Raw genomic sequence first — 21,899 nt, 5'->3', positions numbered from 1 at the left:
CGGGGGCCGGCGCGTTGAGCAGCTTCACGCTGGGCCTGATCCTGCTGGGCGCCATGGTGCTGGCGGCCCTGGCCGCCTGGAACACCTGGACCTCGCGCCGCCACACGCCGCGCCGGGCCCAGGCGGCCGCGCCACCGCCGGTGCCGGTCGAGCCGCGCCTGGGGCCCGCGCTGGACGCCGAGCGGCAGGAACCGGTGTTCGACGTCGCGCCGCCGCTGCCGCTGCCGGAGCGGAAGCCGGGGCTGGATGCGCTGATCGACGTCCTGGCCCCGATCGCCCTGGAAGCGCCGGTCTCCGGCGAAGCGGCGCTGGCCGCCATGCCGCCGACGCGGCGTGCGGGCAGCAAGCCGTTCGCGATCGAGGGCCTGAACGCGCATTCGCAGCAGTGGGAGACGCCGCATCCGGGGCAGCGCTATGGCTCGTTCCAGGCCGGCGTGCAACTGGCCAACCGGGTCGGCGCGCTCAACGAGATCGAGTATTCGGAGTTCGTCATGAAGGTGCAGGCCTTCGCGGATGCCGTCAACGGCACTCCGGACGTCCCGGAGATGCTGGACGAGGTGGCGCGGGCGCGCGAACTGGACCAGTTCGCCAGCGGCCACGACGCCCAGCTGTCCTTCACCCTGCGCGCGCGCCAGGCCGCGTGGAGCCCTGGGTACGTGCAGCAGCACGCCGCCCGCCTGGGCTTCGTGGCCGGCGCGCTGCCCGGCCGCATGGTGCTGCCGTCGGCCACCCCAGGAGCGCCGCCGCTGCTGGGCCTGTCGTTCGACACGCAGGCGGCGCTGGCGGACGATCCGGAGCAGGCGGCGCTGCGCCAGTTGAGCCTGAGCCTGGACGTGCCGCAGGTAGACCGGCGCGAGCAGCCATTCGCCCGCATGCGCGAGACGGCGGACGCCCTGGCCGCGGCGATGGACGGGGTGGTCACCGACGACAACGGCCAGCCGATCCAGCCGCAGGCCCTGGACGTCATCGGCGCCGACCTGGAGCAGCTCTACGACACGCTGGACTCGCGCGACCTGGCGGCCGGCTCGCCGCTGGCGCGGCGCCTGTTCTCCTGACATGGCGGTGGACGCGACGATCCGGGAGCGGGTGGATGCCCTGCGCGAGCTGCTGCACCATCACGCCCACCGGTACTACGTGCTGGACCAGCCGGAGATCCCGGACGCGGAGTACGACCGGCTGTTTCGCGAACTGCAGGTGCTGGAGGCGCAGCATCCCGAGCTGCTCGCACCCGATTCGCCGACGCAGCGCGTGGGCGGCAAGGTGCTGGAGGGATTCGCCAAGGTGCGGCACAAGGTCGCCATGCTGTCGATCCGCACCGAGACTGACATCGAGGCCAGCGGCGCGCGCAGCTTCGACGCCCGCGTGCGGCGCGAACTGGGGCTGGCGGAAGGCGACCTGCCGGTCGAGTACGTCGCCGAACTGAAGTTCGACGGCCTGGCGATCAGCCTGCGCTACGAGCACGGCGTGCTGGTGCAGGCGGCCACGCGGGGCGATGGCGAGATCGGCGAGGACGTCACGCAGAACATCCGCACGATCGGGCAGATTCCGTTGCGATTGGAGGGGCGGCCCCACCCACACCTCCACCCCGAGAAAAGCGCAAGCGCTTTTCTCGAGGACCCCGGAGGCCCTCCCCCAGAGGGGGAGGGGACCAAGAAAGACTCCCTCCCCCGCTGGGGAAGGGCTGGGGAGGGGGCACCGCCAGTCCCTCCCATCCTCGAAGTCCGCGGCGAGGTCTACATGCGCCGCGACGATTTCGAGCGCCTGAACGAACTGCAGCGCGAGAAGATCGCCAGGGGCGCCAAGGGCGAGAAGACTTTCGTCAATCCGCGCAACGCCGCGGCCGGCGCGGTGCGCCAGCTCGATCCCGGCATCGCCCGCCAGCGGCCGCTCAGTTTCTTCGCCTACGGCTGGGGCGAAATCACGCCCCCCGAGGAAGGCGGGCCGCGCTTCGAAACGCATTTCGAGGTGCTGCAGGCGCTGCGGGCCTGGGGCCTTCCGGTCAGCGAACGGACGCAGCTCGCCGCCGGGCCGGAGGCGCTGGTGGCCTACCACCAGGCGATCGGGCGCGAACGCGACCAGCTGCCGTTCGACATCGATGGCGTGGTCTACAAGGTCAACAGCCTGGCACTGCAGCGTCGCCTGGGGTTCGTGACGCGCGAGCCGCGCTGGGCCGTGGCCCACAAGTTCCCCGCCCAGGAGATGCTGACGACGGTCGAGGCGATCGACGTCTACGTGGGACGCACGGGCAAGCTCACCCCGGTCGCCAAGCTCGCGCCGGTGTTCGTCGGCGGGGTCACGGTGACCAACGCGACCCTCCACAACGAGGACGAGGCCAGGCGCAAGGACGTGCGCATCGGCGACACGGTGATCGTGCGCCGCGCCGGCGACGTGATTCCGGAGGTCGTGGCCGTGGTCCCGGACAAGCGGCACGGCCAGCCGCCGCAATTCACCATGCCGCGCCACTGTCCGGTCTGCGGGGCGGAGGCGGTGCGCGAGGAAGGCGAAGCGGATTACCGCTGCACCGGGGGCCTGTTCTGCGCCGCCCAGCGCAAGCACGCCATCCTGCACTTCGCCCAGCGCCGGGCGATGGACATCGAGGGGCTGGGCGAGAAGCTGGTGGACCAGATGGTCGAAGGCAACGTGATCCGGACGCTGGCCGACCTGTACCGGCTGGGCCTGAATGCCATCGCGAGCCTGGAGCGCATGGCCGACAAGTCGGCTCGCAACGTGCTCGCGGCCCTGGAACAGTCCAAGCGGACCACCTTGCCGCGCTTTCTCTACGGCCTGGGCATCCGGCACGTCGGCGAAGCGACGGCCAAGGACCTGGCGCGCCACTTCGGCCGGCTCGACTCGATCATGGATGCGAGCGTCGAGCACCTGCTCGAGGTCCCGGACGTCGGGCCGGTCGTCGCCGAGAGCATCCACACCTTCTTCCAGCAGCCGCACAACCGCGAGGTGGTGGAGCAGTTGCGCGCCTGCGGCGTCACGTGGGAGGAGGGCGAGCCGGCGGCCCGCGCCCCGAAGCCCCTGGCCGGCAAGACCATCGTGCTGACCGGCACCTTGCCCAGCCTCAGCCGCGACGAAGCGAAGGACCTGCTGGAAGCGGCCGGCGCCAAGGTCGCGGGCTCGGTCAGCAAGAAGACCGACTACGTGATCGCCGGCGCCGAAGCGGGCAGCAAGCTCGACAAGGCGCGCGAACTGGGCGTCGCCGTGCTCGACGAGGATGGGTTACGGGCGCTACTTTCCGGTTGAAGGCGGCTGCGGCGGGGCCTCCGGCCGCAGCCAGAGCCAGATCCCGACGGCCAGCATGATGGCGCACACGCCGAGGGGAATCCACAGCGGGCGCACAACCGCCATCATGAACAGCGCGCCCGTGCTCATCATGGTGGTGGCCCACCATTTCGCGCCGCGGCTGACGACGCCACCCTGGCGCCATTCGCGGATCGGCGGTCCCATGCGCGGGTGGTTCTCGAGCCAGTGCGACAGCCGCGGCGAGCTTTTCGTGGCCGCCCACGCCGCCAGCAGCACGAACGGCACGGTCGGCATGATCGGCAGGAAGATCCCGATCACCGCCAGTACCAGGCTGGCGGCGGCCACGCCCTTCAGCAGCCACCGGACTGGGCGCGACAGCTGAGGTTCATCGGTCAGGGCGGAAGAGTTCGGCGGCGCGGGCATCGGTGCGATTCTGCCGTGACGCTATGCTCGCTGCATGACCGTGCGCGAAATCCTGAAGATGGGCGATCCGCGGCTGCTGCGCGTCGCCCAACCCGTCACCCGATTCGACAGCGACGAGATCCACCGGCTCGTCACCGACATGCTCGACACGATGCGGGCGGCCAATGGCGCGGGGCTGGCCGCGCCGCAGATTGGGGTCGACCTGCAATTGGTGATCTTCGGCACCGACGCGCCGAATCCGCGCTACCCGGAAGCGCCGCTGGTGCCGCGAACTGTTCTGCTCAATCCGGTGATCACGCCCCTGGGCGACGAGGAGGAGGAGGGCTGGGAGGGCTGCCTGTCGGTGCCGGGGCTGCGCGGCGTGGTGCCGCGCTTTTCGCGCATCCGCTACTCCGGCTTCGACCAGTACGGCGACGCGATCGAGCGCGAAGTGGAAGGCTTCCATGCCCGGGTGGTGCAGCACGAGTGCGACCACCTCCTGGGCAAGCTCTATCCGATGCGAATGCGCGACTTCAGCCGGTTCGGCTTCACCGACGTCCTGTTCCCGGAGCTCGACCCGGGCCAGGACGACTAGGGAAGCTCTGAGCAAATCCCGCCGTGCGCGACGGTGCTTTTCCGGGATGAGATGCCAGGCGCCAGACCAACGGAAAGCGCGCCCTGAAGGGCGCGCGCGCCCGGAAAAGCGCCGTCCCTTCGGGCTCGGGACGACGCCTACTTCTGCGACTTGCCTTCCTCGACCAGCACCTTGTAGACGTAGCCGGCGCCGAAGTCCTTGTCGGTGCGCACGACGCCCTTCATGGTGACGATGTCGCCGACCTTCAGTTCTTCCTTCGTGGTCACGATCAGGTCGTTGGTGCCGCTGGCGGCGGAGCCCGACCCGTCGCGCAGGTGCACCCAGTTCACGCCGCGGATGCCCGAGTTGATCTTGACGATCTTGCCGCGCACGACGACGGCTTTCTCCTTGAGCGCGTCGGGCTTGGCCATGATCTCGCCGACGGTGCGGGCATCGGGGCCGGACGCCTTCGGCACCTTGGCGTCGGGGGTCTCGGGGCCCTTCGGCAGCGCGTGGGGAGGCACGGCCGGCTGCGCCGCCGCGGCGGCGGCGACCGCCTTGTCGCTGGCGAGCGTGCCGAACACCACCTTGTCGAACTTGCGCTTGAGGGCCTTGCTCTCGAAGTTGTTCATCACCATCGGCTCGGCGATCGTGACCTTGTCACCCTTCTTCACCTTGGCGGTCGGGACGGCGGCCCAGGTGTCGCCCTGGCCGGTCTTGAGCCGCAGGTAGCTGTAGCCCTCGACGTTCTGGACCTCGAGGATTTCGCCGACGACCACGTTCTGGGCCCAGACCAGGGGGGCGGCGGCCAGCAGGCAGGCGGCCAGCGTTCTTTTCAGCATGGAGAAAACTCCTGTAGAGAATGCCGGCAAGGATAGCCGGGCAGGGTGCGCCGCCCTTGAGAAATGTCATTGCCGGTCGGGAAACCGCGCCGGCCTTCCCCCGGGCGCTGCGGTTCACGCCGCCAGCGCCTGCAGCAGCTCGGTCTCGATCTCGATCTGGCGCCGGTTCTCCTGCAGTTCCGGTCCGTCGATCAGGAAGGTGTCCTCCACCCGCTCGCCCAGCGTGGACACCTTGGCCAGTTGCAGGTTCAGGTGGTGGCGAGCCAGCACCCGGGCGATCGAGTAGAGCAGGCCGACGCGGTCGCTGGCCGACACCGACAGCAGCCAGCGCTGGGCCTTTTCGTCGGGGGCGAGCTGCACCCGCGGCGGGATCGGGAAGCTCTTGACGCGGCGCGACACGCGGCCGCGGCTCGGGGCCGGCAAGGGCCCCGCCCGCTCGATCGTGTGCTGCAGCTCCGATTCGACGATGTTCAGCAGCTCGCGGTTGTGTTCCGGCAGCATGGAACTCACCACCTGGAACGTGTCCAGCGCGTAGCCGTTGGTGGCCGTGTGGATCTTGGCGTCCAGGATGGAAAAGCCGGCATGCTCGAAATAGCCGCAGATGCGCGCGAACAGGTCGGGCTGGTCGGGCGTGTACGCCAGCACCTGCAGTCCTTCCCCGACCGGCGACAGCCGCGCCCGCACGATCGGCTTGCCGGTGCCGACATAGCGCGAGAGATGCCGGGTGTGCCACACGATGTCGCCCGCGTCGTGGCGCATGAAATAGCCCACGTCGAGGGTGTCCCACAGTTTCTGGTGGGCCTGGAACGGCAGCGCATACAGGCCCAGTTGCACCAGCGCCTCGCGCTTGCGGGCCTCGATCTCGGCGTGCGGGTCCGGTGCGCGCCCCCCCAGCGTGCGCAGCGTCAGCCGGTAGAGGTCCTCCAGCAGCTTGCCTTTCCAGGCGTTCCAGACCTTCGGCCCGGTGCCCCGGATGTCGGCCACCGTCAGCAGGTACAGCGCCGTCAGCGCCCGCTCGTTGCCCACGCGCCTGGCGAAGGCGGTGATGACGGCGGGGTCGCTGAGGTCTTCCTTCTGCGCCACCCGGCTCATGGTGAGGTGCTCGCGCACCAGGAATTCGATCAGTTTCGCGTCCTCGCCCACGAAGCCGTGGTCGCGGCAGAACGCGCGCACGTCGCGCGCGCCCTTGGACGAATGGTCACCGCCGCGGCCCTTGGCGATGTCGTGGAACAGCGCGGCCACGTACAGGATGTACGGCTTGTCCCAGCCGGCGGCCAGCTGCGAGCAGAACGGGTATTCGTGGGCGTGCTCGGCGATGAAGAAGCGCCGCACGTTGCGCAGCACCATCAGGATGTGCTGGTCCACGGTGTAGACGTGGAACAGGTCGTGCTGCATCTGGCCGACGATGCGCCGGAACACCCACAGGTAGCGCCCCAGCACCGAGGTCTGGTTCATGAGCCGCAGCGCATGGGTGATGCCCTGCGGCTCGAGCAGCATCTGGCGGAAGGTGGCGTGGTTGACGGGATCGTTGCGAAATTTCGCATCCATCACCTGCCGCGCGTTGTACAGGGCACGCAAGGTGCGCGCCGACAAGCCCTTGGCGCCGACGGTCGTCTGGTGCACCAGGAAGGTCTCCAGGATCGCGTGCGGCTCGCGCAGGTAGAGATCGTCGCTCGCCACCTCGATCATCCCGGCCTGGTGCGAAAAGCGCTCGTTGATCGGCTCGGGCGGCTGCGCCGGCGGGTTGAGCCGCTCCTCGATGTTGAGCAGCAGGATCTGGTTCAGCTGCGACACCGCCTTGGCGGCCCAGTAGTAGCGCTTCATCAGCGCCTCGCTGGCGCGGGCGACGATGCGCCCATCGGTGGTCTGCGTCCGATAGCCGAACGATTCGGCCACGGCCGTCTGCAGGTCGAACACCAGCCGGTCTTCCCGGCGCCCGGCGATCACGTGCAGCCGGGCGCGGATCAGGCCGAGCAGCGCCTCGTTGCGCTTGATCTGGCGCACTTCGAAGGCGGTGGCCAGCCCCTTGCGGGCCAGTTCGTCCCAGCTGCGGGCGAGACCCGTGGCCTTGGCGATCCACAGGATCACCTGCAGGTCGCGCAGGCCGCCCGGCGACTCCTTGCAGTTCGGCTCCAGCGCGTATGGCGTGTTCTCGAACTTGGTGTGGCGCTGGCGCATCTCCAGCGTCTTGGCGATCATGAACGCACGCGGATCGAGGCTGGCGCGGAAGCGCTTGCCGAACTGCGCGTACAGCGCGGTGTTGCCCGACACGAGGCGCGACTCCAGCAGCGAAGTGCGCACCGTGACGTCGCTCTCCGCCTGGGCCACGCATTCGGCCACCGTGCGCACGCTCGAGCCGATCTCGAGTCCGGCGTCCCAGCAATTGGTGATGAACGCCTCGATCTGCCGCTTGAGCTGCGGCTCCTGGTCGGGCGGCATGTGGTCGGGCAGCAGCATCACCACGTCGACGTCGGAGTGCGGGAACAGCTCCCCGCGGCCATAGCCGCCGACGGCCAGCAAGGCGCAATCGCCAGGCACCCCGGACATCCGGCACACGGTGCGCAAGGTCTCGTCGGTGGCCTGGGCCAGGCCCTGCAGCAGCCGCCGGATGCCGCGCGCGGAGCTGCCCAGTGCCTCCAGCGACGCCAGCAGCTGGGCCTTGCGGGCGCGATGCGCTTCCCGCAGGGCCCTCATGTCGGCGTGGATGTCGAGCGGGATGGCGAGCGGGGTCTGCGCCATGGAAAGCTGCCCGTTCAGGCGTGGAGCGCGCCGGCGCCCGTGCTCATGCGTTGACGAACGGCGGCGGCGGGGGACAGCCCGGCGACAGCGTCATCACCTCGTAGCCGGTTTCCGTGACCAGGACCGTGTGCTCCCACTGCGCCGAGAGCGAATGGTCCTTGGTGACGATGGTCCACCCGTCGTTGCCGAACTCCTTCACGTCGCGCCGGCCCGCGTTGATCATGGGCTCGATGGTGAAGGTCATCCCCGGCTTGAGCTCGTCGAGCGTGCCGGGCTTGCCGTAGTGGAGCACCTGCGGCTCCTCGTGGAAGTTGCGGCCGATGCCGTGCCCGCAGAACTCGCGCACGACGGAAAAGCCGTGGCCTTCGGCGAACTTCTGGATGGCGTAGCCGATGTCGCCCAGGTGGATGCCCGGCTTGACCCGCATGATGCCGTGCCACATCGCCTCGAAGGTGACGTTGACCAGCCGCCTGGCCGCGATCGAGACCTCGCCGACCATGAACATGCGGCTGGTGTCGCCGAACCAGCCGTCCTTGATCACGGTGACGTCGACGTTCACGATGTCGCCCTTCTTGAGCGGCTTGTCGTTGGGAATGCCGTGGCAGACAACGTGGTTGACGGAAGTGCACAGCGATGCGGGATAAGGCGGGTAGCCCGCCGGCTGGTAGCCCAGGGTGGCCGAGACGCTGCCCTGCTGCTTCATGCATTCGGCGGCCAGGCGGTCGATCTCCCTGGTGGTGATGCCCGGCTTGATGTGCGGCGTGAGGTAGTCCAGCACCTCGGCGGCGAGGCGCCCGGCCACCCGCATGCCCTCGATCCCCGCCGCGTCCTTGTAAGTGATGCTCATCGCGGCGATTATTCCAGAGCGTGCAAAGGCGTGCGGGTAAAATGGCGGGCTTGGCGCGGCGGTCCCAGTCAGCGGCCGCCGCCGAGCGTCCCCCCCGATCACACAGGTAAGCCCAGTGACCCTGCACATCACCGCGTTCGAGGGCGGCAACGCCCTCAGCGATTTCCGTGTCCAGCAACTGCTCCCGCGCCTGCAGGCCGTCCACTCCAGGATCACCGGGCTGGCCGCGCGGCACGTCCACCTGGCGGCCGCCGACCATCCGCTGGCGGCGGCGGAGCAGGCGCGGCTGGCGGCACTGCTGACCTATGGCGAGCCCTGGCGCTCGCCGGCGGGCTCCGTCGTGCTGGTGGTCACGCCGCGGTTCGGTACCGTCTCGCCCTGGGCTTCGAAGGCCACGGACATCGCCCACAACTGCGGGCTGGCGGTGCGGCGGATCGAACGCATCACCGAATATCACCTGACGCTCAAGCCGGGGCTGCTCGGCGCAGCGCCGGCTCCCGGGGCCGCCGGGCTGGAGGCGATCGCGGCCCTGCTGCACGACCGGATGACCGAGAGCGTGATGGCCGACCGCGCGGCGGCGCACGGCCTCTTCACCGAGCTGGCGCCGGCGGCCATGGAGCACGTGGACGTGCTGGGCGGCGGCCGCGCGGCGCTGGAGGCCGCGAACACGCGCTTTGGCCTGGCGCTCGCGGACGACGAGATCGACTACCTGGTCGACGCGTTCAAGGGGCTGGGGCGCAACCCCACCGACGTGGAGCTGATGATGTTCGCCCAGGCGAACAGCGAGCATTGCCGGCACAAGATCTTCAATGCGCAGTTCACCATCGACGGCGTGGCGCAGGAACGCAGCCTGTTCGGGATGATCCGGCACACGCACCAGGCGAGCCCGCAGCACACGGTCGTGGCCTATTCGGACAACGCCTCGATCATGGAAGGCACCACGGTGGAGCGCTTCACCGCGCGGTCGGGCGCATCCTGGCGCTACGACCGCGAGGACGCGCTGCAGCACGTGCTGATGAAGGTGGAGACGCACAACCACCCTACGGCGATCTCGCCGTTTCCGGGCGCCTCCACCGGAGCCGGCGGCGAAATCCGCGACGAAGGCGCGACCGGCCGCGGCTCGAAGCCCAAGGCGGGCCTGACCGGCTTCACCGTTTCGAAGCTGTGGGGCAGCGAGCTGGGCCGCCCCGCCCACATCGCCAGTGCGCTGCAGATCATGATCGAGGGCCCGCTGGGGGGCGCCGCCTTCAACAACGAGTTCGGGCGGCCCAACCTGCTGGGCTATTTCCGCGAGTACGAGCAGACCGTGAACTACCGACTGGCGGGAGAAGGCGAGCAACGCACCGAGGCCCGCGGCTACCACAAGCCGATCATGATCGCGGGCGGCCTCGGCAGCATCGCGGCTGACCAGACGCGCAAGATCGAGTTCCCGGCCGGCACGCTGCTGGTGCAACTGGGCGGGCCCGGCATGCGCATCGGCATGGGCGGCGGCGCCGCCAGTTCGATGGCCACCGGCGCCAACGCCGCCGAGCTCGATTTCGACTCGGTGCAGCGCGGCAACCCCGAGATCGAGCGCCGGGCGCAGGAGGTCATCAACCACTGCTGGACCCAGGGCGAGGCCAATCCGATCCTGGCGATCCACGACGTGGGCGCGGGCGGCCTGTCCAACGCCTTCCCCGAACTGACCAACGACGCCGGCCGCGGCGCGCGCTTCGACCTGCGGCGGGTGCCGCTGGAGGAGTCTGGCCTGGCGCCCAAGGAGATCTGGTGCAACGAGAGCCAGGAGCGCTACGTGCTGGCGATCGCCCCGGAGTCGCTGCCGCAGTTCCAGGCCTTCTGCGAGCGCGAGCGCTGCCCGTTCGCGGTCGTCGGCGTGGCGACGCAAGAGCGGCAACTGGTGGTGGGGGATGTGGATCTTCCGGTGCCCCCACCCCAACCCTCCCCCAAAGGGGGAGGGAGTGAAGATCACCTTCCCCCGCTGGGGGAAGGCCGGGATGGGGGCAGTCTGGCCGTCGACATGCCCATGAACGTCCTGCTCGGCAAGCCGCCCAAGATGCACCGCGACGTCAAGACCGTGCGGCGCGAGTTCGCGCCGGTCGACCTCACGGGCGTCAGCCTGCAGGACGCCGCCATCAAGGTCCTCGGCCACCCGACCGTTGCCTCCAAGCGCTTCCTCGTGACCATCGGCGACCGCACGGTGGGCGGGCTCACGCACCGCGACCAGATGGTCGGGCCCTGGCAGGTGCCGGTGGCCGACTGCGCCGTGACGCTGGCCGACTTCCGCGGCTTCGCCGGCGAGGCCATGAGCATGGGCGAGCGCACCCCGCTGGCGACGGTGAGCGCGCCCGCGTCCGGCCGGATGGCCGTGGCCGAGGCGATCACCAACCTGCTGGCCGCACCGATCGACCTCAAGCGCGTGAAGCTCTCCGCCAACTGGATGGCCGCGTGCGGCGAACCGGGCGAGGACGCCTCGCTGTACGAGACGGTGCGCACCGTCGGCATGGAACTGTGCCCGTGGCTGGGTGTGTCGATTCCGGTCGGCAAGGACAGCCTGTCCATGCGCACGCAATGGAGCGAAGGCGGGCAGCACCACAAGGTCACGTCGCCAGTGAGCCTGATCGTCAGCGCCTTCGCAACCATCGACGACGTGCGCGGCACCTTGACGCCGCAGCTGGACGCCACGCGGGAGACGACTTTGGTGCTGGTCGACCTGGGGCAGGGCAAGCGGCGCATGGGCGGCAGCGTCCTGGCGCAGGTGCTCGACCAGGCCGGTGACGAGGTGCCGGACCTCGACGAGCCGCAGGACCTGGTGCGGCTGGTCGACGCGGTGAACGCGCTGCGGGCGCAAGGCCGCATCCTGGCCTATCACGACCGCAGCGATGGCGGCCTGTTCGCCGCGGCCTGCGAAATGGCCTTCGCCGGCCAGGTCGGCGTCGCGCTGAACGTGGACCTGCTCGTCACCGAAGGCGACGGCATCACCGACAGCCGCGCCGAATACGGCGACGCCAAGAACTGGGCGTCGCAGATCGGCGCGCGCCGCGAGGAGCTGACGCTGCAGGCGCTGTTCAACGAGGAGCTCGGCGTGGTGCTGCAGGTGCCGACCGACGTGCGCAACGAGGTCATGCAGGTGCTGCGCCAGTACGGACTGTCCAAGCACAGCCACTTCGTCGGCAGCACCCGGCCCCTGTCGTCGGCGATAGCGGTCGGCAAGGGCGAGGTCCAGGTCTGGCGCGACACCAGGGCGGTGTTTTCCGCGAAGCTGGCGGACCTGCACCAGGTGTGGGACAGCGTGAGCTGGAAGATCTGCCGCGAGCGCGACAACCCCGCCTGCGCCGACCAGGAGCATGCGGCCGCCGGCGATCCGGCGGATCCTGGCCTGCACGTCGTTCTCCCTCCCCCGCTGGGGGAGGGCTGGGGCGGGGGCAGTGCGCCCGCCCTCAACCTCTCCCGCCCCATGGTCGCCATCCTGCGCGAGCAGGGCGTCAACTCCCACGTGGAGATGGCGTACTGCTTCAGCGAGGCCGGTTTCGAAGCCTACGACGTGCACATGACCGACCTGCTGTCGGGCCGTGCGAGCCTGGCGGACTTCAAGGGCTTCGTCGCCTGCGGCGGTTTCAGTTACGGCGACACCCTGGGCGCGGGCATCGGCTGGGCCCGCAGCATCACCTTCCACCCGGAACTGGCGGACCAGTTCAAGGCGTTCTTCGCGCGCCAGGACAGTTTCGCGCTGGGCGTGTGCAACGGCTGCCAGATGCTTGCCGAACTGGCCGACATCGTGCCGGGCGCGCAGGCCTGGCCGCGCTTCACCACCAACCGCAGCGAACGCTACGAGGCGCGCCTGTCGCAGGTGGAAGTGCTGGACTCACCGAGCCTGTTCTTCGCCGGCATGGCCGGCGCCCGGCTGCCGATCGCCGTCGCGCACGGTGAAGGCTATGCGAACTTCGCCAACCGCGGCGACCAGTCGCAGGCGATTGCCGCCATGCGCTTCGTCGACCACCGCGGCCAGCCGACCGAAGCCTATCCGCTCAATCCCAACGGCAGCCGGGGCGGCCTCACGGCCGTGACCACCGCGGACGGCCGCTTCACGGCCATGATGCCGCACCCGGAGCGCGTGTTCCGCAACATCCAGATGTCCTGGACCAGCGGCGACAAGAGCGACTTCAGCCCGTGGATGCAGATCTGGCGCAATGCGCGCCGGTGGGTGGGGTAGGGCTTCGCCAGGGTCGTTCCCCGGGGTCGTCAGCTTGCCCGCATCGAGAGAGGCCCCGCGCGCCATGAGGCCACGCCGGGCAGCGCCTCCCGCGGCGCGAGGTCGTGCAATGAACGTCAGGCGGTCGACCGAGCCGGCCGCGTCCGATAGAACTGCATCGGCACCTCGGCCATCTCCCGGGCGCGCTGCTGCAGCACCGACTTCTTCATCCTGCCGACGACGTGCATCTCGCACGGCTTGCAGTCGAAGCGCAGCGTGAGCTTTTCACTGCCGTTGATCAATTGCAGCGGCTCGGCCTTGATCGTGCCCTTGACGCCGACCACGCCCTTGGCCTGCTTGGGACACAGGCTCATCGACCAGCGCACGCAGTGCTTGGTGATCATCAGGCTGACTTCGCCTTCTTCCTCGTGGCTTTCGTAGGCCGCATCGATCACCTTGACCCCGTGCTTCGCGTAGAAGTCGCGGGCCTTCTGGTTGAAAACGTTGGCGAGGTAGGAGAGGGTGTCTTCCGGGTACGGCACCGGCGGCGTGACCGGCTCGGTCCGCGCGGGACGGCGATAGCCGCCGGCGCGCGCCGCTTCGAGCGCCTCCACGGCGCCCCGACGAAGCTGGTTGATCAGTGAAGCCGGAATGAACCAGGGCTGCGCCAGGTCGATCGCGATGTCCAGCGGCTCGAAGATGGTGGCGCCGAACCGCGCCAGGTGATCGCGCAGTGCGGCCTTGCCGCGAGCCGGGTCGCGCGACGGCAACTTCTCGCAGGCGGCCGCTGCCTCGCCGGCAAATCCGTCCTCGTCCGTCAGGCTCAGGCGAACGCCGTCAGGGGTGTCGGCAAGCCGCGCCCACACGGCGATGCGTCGCTCGCTCGACTTCTTCTCCAGGGTGCGCACCCAGTCCATGTCGCGGTTGCGGTTGATCCGCGTGCCCTGGCGCAGGTCGCGCATGCCGGCGATGGAGTCCTTGGGGAAGACGCGCCAGCGTGCGCCAGCGCCCCTCGCCCCAGCCCCCCTCGCTCCGCTCCCCCCAGCGGGGAGAGGGAGCAATTCAGCGCGGTTGATGGCGACGCCGACCAGTTCCTTCTGCAGGTCGAAGTAGCACAGGCCGTCGCCGTTGTGCAGTACGGCCTGGGGATCGTCGAGCTCCAGCTCGATCCAGTCGCTGCCGACCCTGGTCACCCAGCCGATGGCCTGGCCCGGGTTCTTGGGCGAGTCGAAGGCGCCGATGTCGTCCTGCCGGCCGTTGACGAAATAGTCGGTGAACTCGCGATTGAAGTTCTGGTTGGGATCCGGCGCGAAGCTGAACGTCGTGCGGCCGCTGGACGCGCGCGCCAGGGGAAAACCGGATCCCTCGCGCGATTCGATCAGCTCGTCGAGCAGCTTGCGGTAGTGGGCGGTGATGTTCTTCACGTAGCCCATGTCCTTGTAGCGGCCCTCGATCTTGAAGCTGCGGACGCCGGCGTCCACCAGCGCGGCCAGGTTGGCGCCCTGGTTGTTGTCCTTCATCGACAGCACGTGCTTGTCGTGGGCCACGAAGCGGCCCTGCGCGTCGACCACGTGGTACGGCAGCCGGCAGGCCTGCGAGCAGTCGCCGCGGTTGGCGCTGCGGCCGGTGTGCGCGTGGCTGATGTAGCACTGGCCGCTGTAGGCGACGCACAGCGCGCCGTGCACGAAGAATTCCAGCTTGCAGCGGTCGGCGTCGAGGCGCCCGTGGATCTCCCGGATCTGCTCCAGCGTGAGCTCGCGCGCCAGCACGATCTGGGAGAAGCCGACGTCCTGCAGGAAGCGCGCCTTCTCGGGGGTGCGGATGTCGGTCTGGGTGCTGGCGTGCAGCTGGATCGGCGGCAGGTCGAGCTCCAGCAGGCCCATGTCCTGGATGATCAGCACGTCGGCGCCCGCGCGGTACACGTCCCAGGCCATGCGGCGCGCCGGCTCCAGCTCGTCGTCCCTCAGGATGGTGTTGTGCGTGACGAAGATGCGCGCGCCGAAGCGGTGCGCATGCCGCGCGAGCCGCTCGATGTCCCGCACGTCGTTGCCGGCGGAAGCCCGCGCGCCGAAGGCGGGTCCGCCGATGTAGACGGCGTCGGCGCCGTGGTCGATTGCCGCGATGCCGATGTCGGCGTCACGGGCCGGCGCGAGCAGCTCGAGCTGGTGGTTCAGGAGTGACATGGGGGAGGAGGGCGCGGAATGCCCGGCGCGGGAGCCGGACATTCTAGCGACGCCGCGGGCGGAGCGTGACCGGCCCGCCGGAAGCCCGACCGGCTGCGGGTTGGTCCCGATACGGCCCTGCCGGCCGCCGGTTTCAATGCCGCGCATGACCGTTCCCGTCGAGCCGGCCGCACCCGAGGCCACCCCAAGACCTGCCGAGGTGCGCCAACTGCTGCCGGTGCGCCTCACGGACCCGCTGCGCTGGCTGCGCGGCGGCTGGGGGGACCTGCGCGCGGCGCCCGGCATCGCGCTGTTCTATGGCGTGTGCTTCTGGCTGATGGCCGTGACGCTGCAGGCGGTATTCCGCAACAAGCCGGAATACACGATCTCTTTCGTGTCCGGCTGTTTCCTGGTCGGCCCGTTCCTCGCGCTCGGTCTGTACGAGGTGAGCCGCCGGCGCGAGCAGGGGCTGCCGCAGAGCCTGGGCGCTTCGCTGACGTGCTGGGAGGGACACCTCGGCAGCATGGGCATGCTGGTGCTGGTGCTGCTGCTGCTCGAATTGCTGTGGGGCCGCGCGTCGCTGGTGGTGTTCGCCGTCTTCTTCAACACCGGGATGCCGACCACGGCCAGCGTCGTGCAGGCCGTGTTCAACCCGAAGAACTGGCAGTTCATCGGTGTCTACCTGCTGGTCGGCTGGGTTTTTGCCGCGCTCGTGTTCTCCACCTGCGTCGTGGCGCTCCCGATGATCCTGGACCGCGACACGGACGCCATCACTGCGGGCCTCGCCAGCATGCAGGTGGTGGCGTTGCGCACCGGCCCCATGGTGGTCTGGGGGGCGCTGATCGTGGCCCTGGTGCTCGGCGCGATGCTGCTGCCGTGGGCCGCCGGGCTGCTGGTGGTCGGCCCGTGGCTGGGGCACGCCAGCTGGCATGCCTACCGCGGCTCTTTCGCGTGGCGCCCGGCGGGTACCATCACACCGGCTTAGGAGACACAGATGGTCCTGCTTGAATTCGCGATGTCGCCCACCGGTCAGGGCGAGAGCCTGAGTGCGCAGGTGGCCCGCGTCCTGGACGTGATCGACAAGAGCGGCGTGCCGTACCAGCTGACGCCGATGGGCACGATTCTCGAAGGCGAGTGGGACGAGGTGATGGCCGTCGTCACCGCCTGCTTCAAGACCCTGCAGGCGGAGTGCCCGCGCATCGGCATGAACCTGAAGATGGACTGGCGGGCCGGCCCCGAATCGCGCCTGCTCAGCAAGATCGCCCGCGTGGAAGCGCACCTCGGGCGCAAGCTCAAGACCTAGAACGAACGATTGGCCACCAGGCAGCTGGTGACCGCGCGCCGGGGCGGATCAGTGCCGCCGTGCTGCCGCCCGATCCCCTACTTTGCGGCGAAGCAGTAGAACAGCCCGTCGCCGCCGGTCGGGCGCACTCGCTCCTGGCTGCAACCGAGGGTCGGATGAGCGGAATTCCACGACACGGCCCACGCGTTGTTGATGGGGCCGGCGCGGTCGTGATGGCCGGTCATCGCCGCGCCATCGGCGGTGCCCTTCGTCCAGTTCCCGCAGGTCATGTCCGGGAACGGCGCTCCCGGAAACGCGGTTCCGTCCGGGCGCGAGCCGGTGAGGATGTCGTGCTTGTTCGGCGTTTCGGTGCGTCCGTTGACCGGCCGCCCTCGCTCATCGAGCGCCGTCTCCTTGTTGACGTTGTTGGCGGCCGAGTGGAGGTCTTCCACGCTGCGGGCGATCACCACGCCTTTCGCGTTGTGCCACGGTCCGGTGCCGATCCGGTCGCGCGCATTCACGAAGCCTGGATTGTTCAGGCTGGGGGCCTGCGTGCTCAGGTAGGCGCGCCATGTGCGATGGCCCGCTCCGGCGGCCTGTGCCAGGGTCTGGCAGTGCCGGTCGGCGCCCTCCAGGCCACCCAGGTCGCCGCCCTTGCCGGGTCCGCCGCTGGTCACGAAGAACGACATCCCTTGCGGACCCGACTGCATCGCCGCGCATCCGGCCAGGCCGATCGCGCCGGCAGCCACCCAGAAAGCAGTTCGCGCGCTCTTTCGCATGGTTCTCTCCCGAAGTTGTTCCTTGTCTGGCAGGGGATTGAACCGCCGCCCACCAGCCAGGTCACTAGGGGAATCCTGGGGCGGCCCGCGTGGTTGAGCCTGCGCCTCGCCGGCGCCCTACACTCGGGCCGATGCCACGCCAGCGCTTCGACGCCATCGACTCCCTGCGCGGCGCCGCCATCGTGTGGATGACGGCGTACCACTTCTGCTTCGACCTGAACTGGTTCGGCTGGCTGCGCGAGGACTTCTACCGCGATCCGTTCTGGACCTGGCAGCGCACCGCGATCGTCAGCCTGTTCCTGTTCTGCGCCGGCCTGGGGCAGGCCGTCGCCTGGGAGCAGCGGCAGGGCTGGCCCCGGTTCTGGAAACGCTGGGCCCAGGTCGCCGGCTGCGCCTTGCTGGTCACGGCCGGTTCCTGGTTCATGTTCCCGCGCAGCTTCATCTACTTCGGCGTGCTGCACGGCATCGCGGCGATGCTGGTCATCGTCCGCGTCACCGCCGGCTGGGGCCGCTGGCTGTGGCTGGCGGGAGCGCTCGCGATCCTGGCCAAGCCCATCGCCGAAGCGGCGCACGCGCAGTGGCCCGGGCTGGCGTTCCTCGACGCCCCCGCCTGGAACTGGCTCGGCCTCGTCGGCCGCAAGCCGGTGACGGAGGACTATGTGCCGCTCGTGCCCTGGCTGGGCGTGATGTGGTGGGGCATGGCGAGCGGCCAATGGCTGCTGGCTCGCCGCCGGGCCTGGGTCGAGGTCCGGTTGCCGCGCGCCGCCGCGCCGCTGTCCTGGCTGGGCCGCTGGAGCCTGACCTGGTACATGCTGCACCAGCCCGTGCTCATCGGCGCGCTGGCACTCGTGCGGCGGGCCGCGAGTTGACCTGAATCAGGAACGGCCTCCCACACTTGCCGGAAGGCCGGGATCATCAATACCGTCCTACGTGCTCGGCCGGAGCGGCCACTTAGGGTGAGGGTCGGCCATCTTGCCGCTGTGATCAGGAAGATCATGCCCAAATCCCCCAAGCCGCCGGCAGCAAAAACGCCGGCGAAGAAAGCCGCCGCCAAGTCGGCGGCACGCAATACCGACAGCGGCCCCGGCCGCGCAGTCCCGGCCGGCGGCGATGCGCCGGCCGAGCGAATGGCGCAGGTGCAGGCCCTCGCCGCCGCCATGCCGCACAACCCCACGAAGCCATTCGAGCACGGCTTTGCCAGCGGGGTCGCGCCGCAGCCCGGCGCGACCGTCGACCCCGACTCGCGCCTCCCCGGCGCCAGCACGCTGTCCGAGGAGAACGGCTCGGGCAAGACCGGCAGCGTCGCGCCCGAGGGTGTCAACTCGACCATCGAGCCCCTGGACCGCGTCCGGGTGGACTCGACGGGACAGATGCTCACCACCAACCAGGGCGTGCGCATCGCGGACAACCAGAACTCTCTCAAGTACGGCGTGCGCGGGCCGGCGCTGCTGGAAGACTTCATCCTGCGCGAGAAGATCACGCATTTCGACCACGAGCGCATCCCCGAGCGCATCGTGCACGCGCGCGGTTCCGGCGCGCACGGCTTCTTCGAATGCTACGAGCCGCTCACCGACCTGACCAGGGCGGCGCCGTTCCAGGAGGCCGGGAAGGTGACGCCGGTGTTCGTGCGCTTTTCCACCGTGCAGGGCGAGCGCGGCTCCAAGGACACGGCGCGCGACGTGCGCGGCTTCGCCGTGAAGTTCTACACCGACGAGGGCAACTGGGACCTGGTGGGCAACAACATGCCGGTCTTCTTCATCCAGGACGCGATGAAGTTTCCCGACCTGGTGCACGCCGTCAAGCCCGAGCCGCACCACCAGATGCCGCAGGCGGCCAGCGCCCATGACACGTTCTGGGACTTCGTGTCGCTGATGCCCGAGTCGACGCACATGTTGATGTGGGTGATGTCCGACCGCGCGATCCCGCGCAGCTTCGCCACCATGCAGGGCTTCGGCGTGCACACCTTTCGCTTCGTCAACGACGCGGGCGAGTCGGTGTTCGTCAAGTTCCACTGGAGCCCGGTTGCCGGCACGCATTCGCTGGTTTGGGACGAAGCCGTCAAGATCTCGGGCGCGGACCCCGACTTCCACCGCCGCGACCTGTGGGAGCGCATCGAATCCGGCAACTATCCCGAGTACGAGCTGGGCGTGCAGGTCTTCACCGAGGAGCAGGCCGACCAGTTCAGCTTCGACATCCTCGACGCGACCAAGATCGTGCCGGAGGAGCTGGTGCCGATCCGGCCGGTGGGCCGCATGGTCCTGAACCGCAACCCCGACAACTTCTTCGCCGAGACCGAGCAGGTCGCGTTCTGCACGGCACAGGTGATTCCGGGAATCGATTTCTCCAACGATCCGCTGCTGGCGGGCCGCATCCATTCCTACGTCGACACGCAGATCACGCGCCTGGGCGGACCCAATTTCCACGAGATCCCGATCAACGCCCCGGTCGTGCCCGTGCACAACAACCAGCGCGACGGCTTCCACCGGCAGGCGATCCACCGCGGCCGGGTGAACTACGAGCCGAACTCGCTCGCCGGCGGCTGCCCGTTCCAGGCCGGCGCCGCGCAGGGCTTCGTCTCGGTGCCGGCGCGCATCCAGGCGAAGGAGGAGCAGGGGAAGGTGCGGGCCAAGCCCGAGAAGTTCGCCGACCACTACACGCAGGCGACGCTGTTCTACGAAAGCCAGACGCCGGTCGAGCAATGCCACATCGCCGAGGCCTTCCGCTTCGAGCTGAGCAAGGTCACGGTCCCGGCGATCCGGGAACGCATGGTCGCCTCGTTGCGCAACGCTTCGGAGGAACTGGCCAAGAAGGTGGCCGACGGGCTGGGGATGGTGGAGCTGCCACCGCCCATGCCGCGGGCGCTCGAGCAGCCGGCGCCGCCCGAGGTGGCGAAATCGCCGGCGCTGTCGCTCATGGCGCGGCCGGGCGACGGGTCGATCAAGGGCCGCAAGGTCGCCCTGCTGGTGGCGCCCGGCGTCCAGGCCGATGCGATCCTGGAACTGCAGGCGACGCTGGCGGCGCAAGGCGCCGTCGGCCGCCTGGTCGGGCCCCGGATCGGGCCGATGCCCAGCGCCAGCGGCGACCTGATCGACGCCGATGCCTCGCTCGAGAACGAGCCCGGATTCCTGTTCGACGGCCTGGTGCTGCCCGACGGCGACGAAGCCGTGGCGGCGCTGGCGCAGGACGGCCACACCGCGGAGTTCATCCGCGACCAGTTCCGCCACTGCAAGCCGATCCTGGTGTTCGGCGCCTCGCGCATGCTGCTGTCGCAGGCCGGCCTGCCGCTGTCGCTGGACAAGAGCCAGGCGCAGGGTGGCACCGGCCTGATCGTCGCCGAGGATGGTACCGGCGGCCAGGCGGGCGAAGCGTTCGTGCAGGCCCTGGCCATGCACCGCCATTTCGGCCGCCAGATGGACCCGCCACTGGTCTGACCCTCCACCCGCACAGCCAGGACTTCACATGCCAACACTTGTCCAACACGACGCCTGCGAACTGCTCGACGCCGACCACATCGCCACCAAGCACCTCTTCGTCGAATACGCCCGGCTGGCCTTTGCCGGGGCGGCCACCGGCGCGGGCGCCCCCGGCAAAGGCCGCAGCCGTCCGGCCGACCAGCGGCCGGCGCTGGCCCGCAAGATCTGCCGCGAACTCACAGTGCACGCGCAGATCGAGGAGGAGATCTTCTATCCGGCGCTGCGCGACGTCGTCGACGTTCCCGAACTGCTGGACGAGGCGCAGGCCGAGCACCAGCAGGCCAGGGAACTGATCGCGCAGATCGAAGGCCTCTCGGAAGCCGACGCCGCCATGGACGACCTCGTGAGCGAGCTCGCCCGGGCCGTGGAAAACCACGTCAAGGAGGAGCGCGACCTGCTGTTCCCGAAGGCGCGCGCGGCCGAAGAGCTCGATCTCGACGAGCTGGGCGCGAGGATGAAGGAGCGACAGCAGGAGCTCGAAGCGCAGGCGGCCTGATCCTTCCGGACGAAAAAAAGGCGGCCCGCGAGCCGCCTTTTTCGCTGCTGCCTCCGGCCGCCCGCGTCACTCGACCTTGGCCTTGCCGCGCAGGTCTTCCTGGAACTTGGCCAGCTTCTGGCGCTGCAGCTGCTCGGCGATCTGCGGCTTGACGTCCTCCAGCTTCGGCAGCTGCGCCTGGCGCACGTCGTCGAGGCGGATCACGTGCCAGCCGAACTGGCTCTTGACCGGCGCGTCGGTGGTCTGGCCCTTGTTCAGCTTGATCAGCGCCTGCGAGAACTCGGGAACGTAGCTCGCCGCGTTGGCCCAGTCGAGATCGCCGCCGTTGGCGCCGGAGCCGGGATCCTTCGACTGCTTCTTGGCGATGTCCTCGAACTTGCCGCCCTTCTTCAGCGAGGCGATGATCGCCTTCGCGTCGGCTTCCTTCTCTACCAGGATGTGGCGGGCGCGGTATTCCTTGCCGCCGTTGGCCGACACGAACTTGTCGTACTCGGCCTGCACTTCGGCGTCGGAGACCGGGTTCTTCTTCTGCTGGTCGGCGAACAGTTCGCGGATCAGGAGGGTCTGGCGCGCCAGTTCCATCTGGGTCTTGAAGTCGTCGCTGGCGTCCAGCCCGCGCTTCTGCGCTTCCTGCATGAACACTTCGCGCGCGATCACTTCCTCCTTCAGCTGGCCTTCCATCTCGGCGCCCACCGGCCGGCCGGACTTGGCAAGCTGGGCCGCCAGCGCGTCGACGCGGGCCTTGGGCACGGGCTTGCCGTTGACGATCGCCACGTTCTGCGCGAACACGGGCAGGGCCAGGCTGAGGACGAGGGCCGACACCGCCGGCAGGACATATCGCTTCATGGGGGATCTCTCGAGG

At 69.4% G+C, this 21,899-nt stretch carries 16 protein-coding genes; 9 read left to right on the top strand and 7 right to left on the bottom strand.

What is annotated here, in order from left to right; genetic code table 11:
* The first annotated feature begins 14 nt into the window (after positions 1 to 14).
* Positions 15 to 1,055, top strand: a complete 1,041-nt coding sequence (locus RAMLITH_RS02270) for a cell division protein ZipA C-terminal FtsZ-binding domain-containing protein (protein ID WP_168106419.1) — start codon at positions 15 to 17, stop codon at positions 1,053 to 1,055.
* Position 1,056: 1 nt separating this feature from the next.
* The gene (gene ligA, locus RAMLITH_RS02265; RefSeq protein WP_168105700.1) at positions 1,057 to 3,252 is read left to right on the top strand and encodes an NAD-dependent DNA ligase LigA; all 2,196 of its coding nucleotides are present in this window, start codon (positions 1,057 to 1,059) and stop codon (positions 3,250 to 3,252) included.
* Here the strand turns inward: ligA and RAMLITH_RS02260 are convergent.
* Positions 3,238 to 3,675, bottom strand: coding sequence for a YbaN family protein (locus RAMLITH_RS02260; RefSeq protein WP_168105699.1), 438 nt, complete (start codon positions 3,673 to 3,675; stop codon positions 3,238 to 3,240). The genes ligA and RAMLITH_RS02260 overlap by 15 nt on opposite strands.
* 34 nt (positions 3,676 to 3,709) lie before the next feature.
* Between RAMLITH_RS02260 and def the strand changes: the two genes are divergently transcribed.
* Positions 3,710 to 4,249: a peptide deformylase gene (def, locus tag RAMLITH_RS02255; protein ID WP_168105698.1), complete on the top strand. Its 540-nt coding sequence runs from the start codon at positions 3,710 to 3,712 to the stop codon at positions 4,247 to 4,249.
* 137 nt (positions 4,250 to 4,386) lie between these two features.
* Here the strand turns inward: def and RAMLITH_RS02250 are convergent, their stop codons facing one another.
* From RAMLITH_RS02250 to map, 3 genes are all read right to left on the bottom strand, one after another.
* Positions 4,387 to 5,070 carry an OB-fold nucleic acid binding domain-containing protein gene (locus RAMLITH_RS02250; protein WP_202883221.1) on the bottom strand — a complete coding sequence of 228 codons (684 nt, stop codon included), beginning with the start codon at positions 5,068 to 5,070 and terminating at the stop codon, positions 4,387 to 4,389.
* Between the two features lie 114 nt (positions 5,071 to 5,184).
* Positions 5,185 to 7,809 (bottom strand): [protein-PII] uridylyltransferase, encoded by a 2,625-nt coding sequence (locus RAMLITH_RS02245; protein WP_168105697.1) that lies wholly within the window; start codon positions 7,807 to 7,809, stop codon positions 5,185 to 5,187.
* Between the two features lie 43 nt (positions 7,810 to 7,852).
* The gene (gene map / locus RAMLITH_RS02240; RefSeq protein WP_168105696.1) at positions 7,853 to 8,656 is read right to left on the bottom strand and encodes a type I methionyl aminopeptidase; all 804 of its coding nucleotides are present in this window, start codon (positions 8,654 to 8,656) and stop codon (positions 7,853 to 7,855) included.
* Positions 8,657 to 8,771: 115 nt separating this feature from the next.
* Here map and purL point away from each other — a divergent pair, with 115 nt between their 5' ends.
* Positions 8,772 to 12,866 (top strand): phosphoribosylformylglycinamidine synthase, encoded by a 4,095-nt coding sequence (gene purL, locus RAMLITH_RS02235; protein WP_168105695.1) that lies wholly within the window; start codon positions 8,772 to 8,774, stop codon positions 12,864 to 12,866.
* Positions 12,867 to 12,982: 116 nt separating this feature from the next.
* Here the strand turns inward: purL and RAMLITH_RS02230 are convergent, their stop codons facing one another.
* Entirely contained in the window at positions 12,983 to 15,028 is a 2,046-nt protein-coding gene (locus tag RAMLITH_RS02230) for a peptidase U32 family protein (protein WP_168105694.1), read from the bottom strand.
* 136 nt (positions 15,029 to 15,164) lie between these two features.
* On the opposite strand from RAMLITH_RS02230, the gene RAMLITH_RS02225 reads away from it, so the two are divergent.
* Together RAMLITH_RS02225 and RAMLITH_RS02220 are read left to right on the top strand one after the other, a co-directional pair.
* A complete protein-coding gene (locus RAMLITH_RS02225; protein ID WP_420376882.1) occupies positions 15,165 to 15,992 on the top strand; it encodes a DUF2189 domain-containing protein in 828 nt (275 codons plus the stop codon).
* A 9-nt stretch (positions 15,993 to 16,001) separates the two neighbouring features.
* The gene (locus tag RAMLITH_RS02220; RefSeq protein WP_168105692.1) at positions 16,002 to 16,310 is read left to right on the top strand and encodes an MTH1187 family thiamine-binding protein; all 309 of its coding nucleotides are present in this window, start codon (positions 16,002 to 16,004) and stop codon (positions 16,308 to 16,310) included.
* 77 nt (positions 16,311 to 16,387) lie between these two features.
* On the opposite strand, the gene RAMLITH_RS02215 is transcribed toward RAMLITH_RS02220, so the two are convergent.
* Positions 16,388 to 17,068 (bottom strand): hypothetical protein, encoded by a 681-nt coding sequence (locus RAMLITH_RS02215; protein WP_168105691.1) that lies wholly within the window; start codon positions 17,066 to 17,068, stop codon positions 16,388 to 16,390.
* A gap of 131 nt (positions 17,069 to 17,199) precedes the next feature.
* Here RAMLITH_RS02215 and RAMLITH_RS02210 point away from each other — a divergent pair, with 131 nt between their 5' ends.
* From RAMLITH_RS02210 to RAMLITH_RS02200, 3 genes are all read left to right on the top strand, one after another.
* Positions 17,200 to 17,937, top strand: a complete 738-nt coding sequence (locus RAMLITH_RS02210; RefSeq protein WP_168105690.1) for a heparan-alpha-glucosaminide N-acetyltransferase — start codon at positions 17,200 to 17,202, stop codon at positions 17,935 to 17,937.
* Between the two features lie 126 nt (positions 17,938 to 18,063).
* The gene (locus tag RAMLITH_RS02205; RefSeq protein WP_168105689.1) at positions 18,064 to 20,499 is read left to right on the top strand and encodes a catalase; all 2,436 of its coding nucleotides are present in this window, start codon (positions 18,064 to 18,066) and stop codon (positions 20,497 to 20,499) included.
* Between the two features lie 28 nt (positions 20,500 to 20,527).
* A complete protein-coding gene (locus RAMLITH_RS02200; protein ID WP_168105688.1) occupies positions 20,528 to 21,037 on the top strand; it encodes a hemerythrin domain-containing protein in 510 nt (169 codons plus the stop codon).
* A gap of 66 nt (positions 21,038 to 21,103) precedes the next feature.
* Here RAMLITH_RS02200 and RAMLITH_RS02195 read toward each other — a convergent pair whose 3' ends face one another.
* Positions 21,104 to 21,883 carry a peptidyl-prolyl cis-trans isomerase gene (locus RAMLITH_RS02195; RefSeq protein WP_168105687.1) on the bottom strand — a complete coding sequence of 260 codons (780 nt, stop codon included), beginning with the start codon at positions 21,881 to 21,883 and terminating at the stop codon, positions 21,104 to 21,106.
* Between the last annotated feature and the right edge of the window lie 16 nt (positions 21,884 to 21,899).

This window comes from Ramlibacter lithotrophicus (genome assembly GCF_012184415.1).
GTDB lineage: Bacteria > Pseudomonadota > Gammaproteobacteria > Burkholderiales > Burkholderiaceae_C > Ramlibacter > Ramlibacter lithotrophicus.
This window is presented reverse-complemented; position numbering and strand designations above follow the sequence as displayed.

What these genes read in the sequence shown, in the direction of transcription:
- ligA (WP_168105700.1), top strand. Translation starts at nt 1,057, where the DNA reads ATGGCGGTGGACGCGACGATCCGGGAGCGGGTGGATGCCCTGCGCGAG.
- RAMLITH_RS02260 (WP_168105699.1), bottom strand. Translation starts at nt 3,675, where the DNA reads ATGCCCGCGCCGCCGAACTCTTCCGCCCTGACCGATGAACCTCAGCTG.
- def (WP_168105698.1), top strand. Translation starts at nt 3,710, where the DNA reads ATGACCGTGCGCGAAATCCTGAAGATGGGCGATCCGCGGCTGCTGCGC.
- RAMLITH_RS02250 (WP_202883221.1), bottom strand. Translation starts at nt 5,070, where the DNA reads ATGCTGAAAAGAACGCTGGCCGCCTGCCTGCTGGCCGCCGCCCCCCTG.
- RAMLITH_RS02245 (WP_168105697.1), bottom strand. Translation starts at nt 7,809, where the DNA reads ATGGCGCAGACCCCGCTCGCCATCCCGCTCGACATCCACGCCGACATG.
- map (WP_168105696.1), bottom strand. Translation starts at nt 8,656, where the DNA reads ATGAGCATCACTTACAAGGACGCGGCGGGGATCGAGGGCATGCGGGTG.
- RAMLITH_RS02230 (WP_168105694.1), bottom strand. Translation starts at nt 15,028, where the DNA reads ATGTCACTCCTGAACCACCAGCTCGAGCTGCTCGCGCCGGCCCGTGAC.
- RAMLITH_RS02225 (WP_420376882.1), top strand. Translation starts at nt 15,165, where the DNA reads ATGCCGCGCATGACCGTTCCCGTCGAGCCGGCCGCACCCGAGGCCACC.
- RAMLITH_RS02220 (WP_168105692.1), top strand. Translation starts at nt 16,002, where the DNA reads ATGGTCCTGCTTGAATTCGCGATGTCGCCCACCGGTCAGGGCGAGAGC.
- RAMLITH_RS02215 (WP_168105691.1), bottom strand. Translation starts at nt 17,068, where the DNA reads ATGCGAAAGAGCGCGCGAACTGCTTTCTGGGTGGCTGCCGGCGCGATC.
- RAMLITH_RS02210 (WP_168105690.1), top strand. Translation starts at nt 17,200, where the DNA reads ATGCCACGCCAGCGCTTCGACGCCATCGACTCCCTGCGCGGCGCCGCC.
- RAMLITH_RS02205 (WP_168105689.1), top strand. Translation starts at nt 18,064, where the DNA reads ATGCCCAAATCCCCCAAGCCGCCGGCAGCAAAAACGCCGGCGAAGAAA.
- RAMLITH_RS02200 (WP_168105688.1), top strand. Translation starts at nt 20,528, where the DNA reads ATGCCAACACTTGTCCAACACGACGCCTGCGAACTGCTCGACGCCGAC.
- RAMLITH_RS02195 (WP_168105687.1), bottom strand. Translation starts at nt 21,883, where the DNA reads ATGAAGCGATATGTCCTGCCGGCGGTGTCGGCCCTCGTCCTCAGCCTG.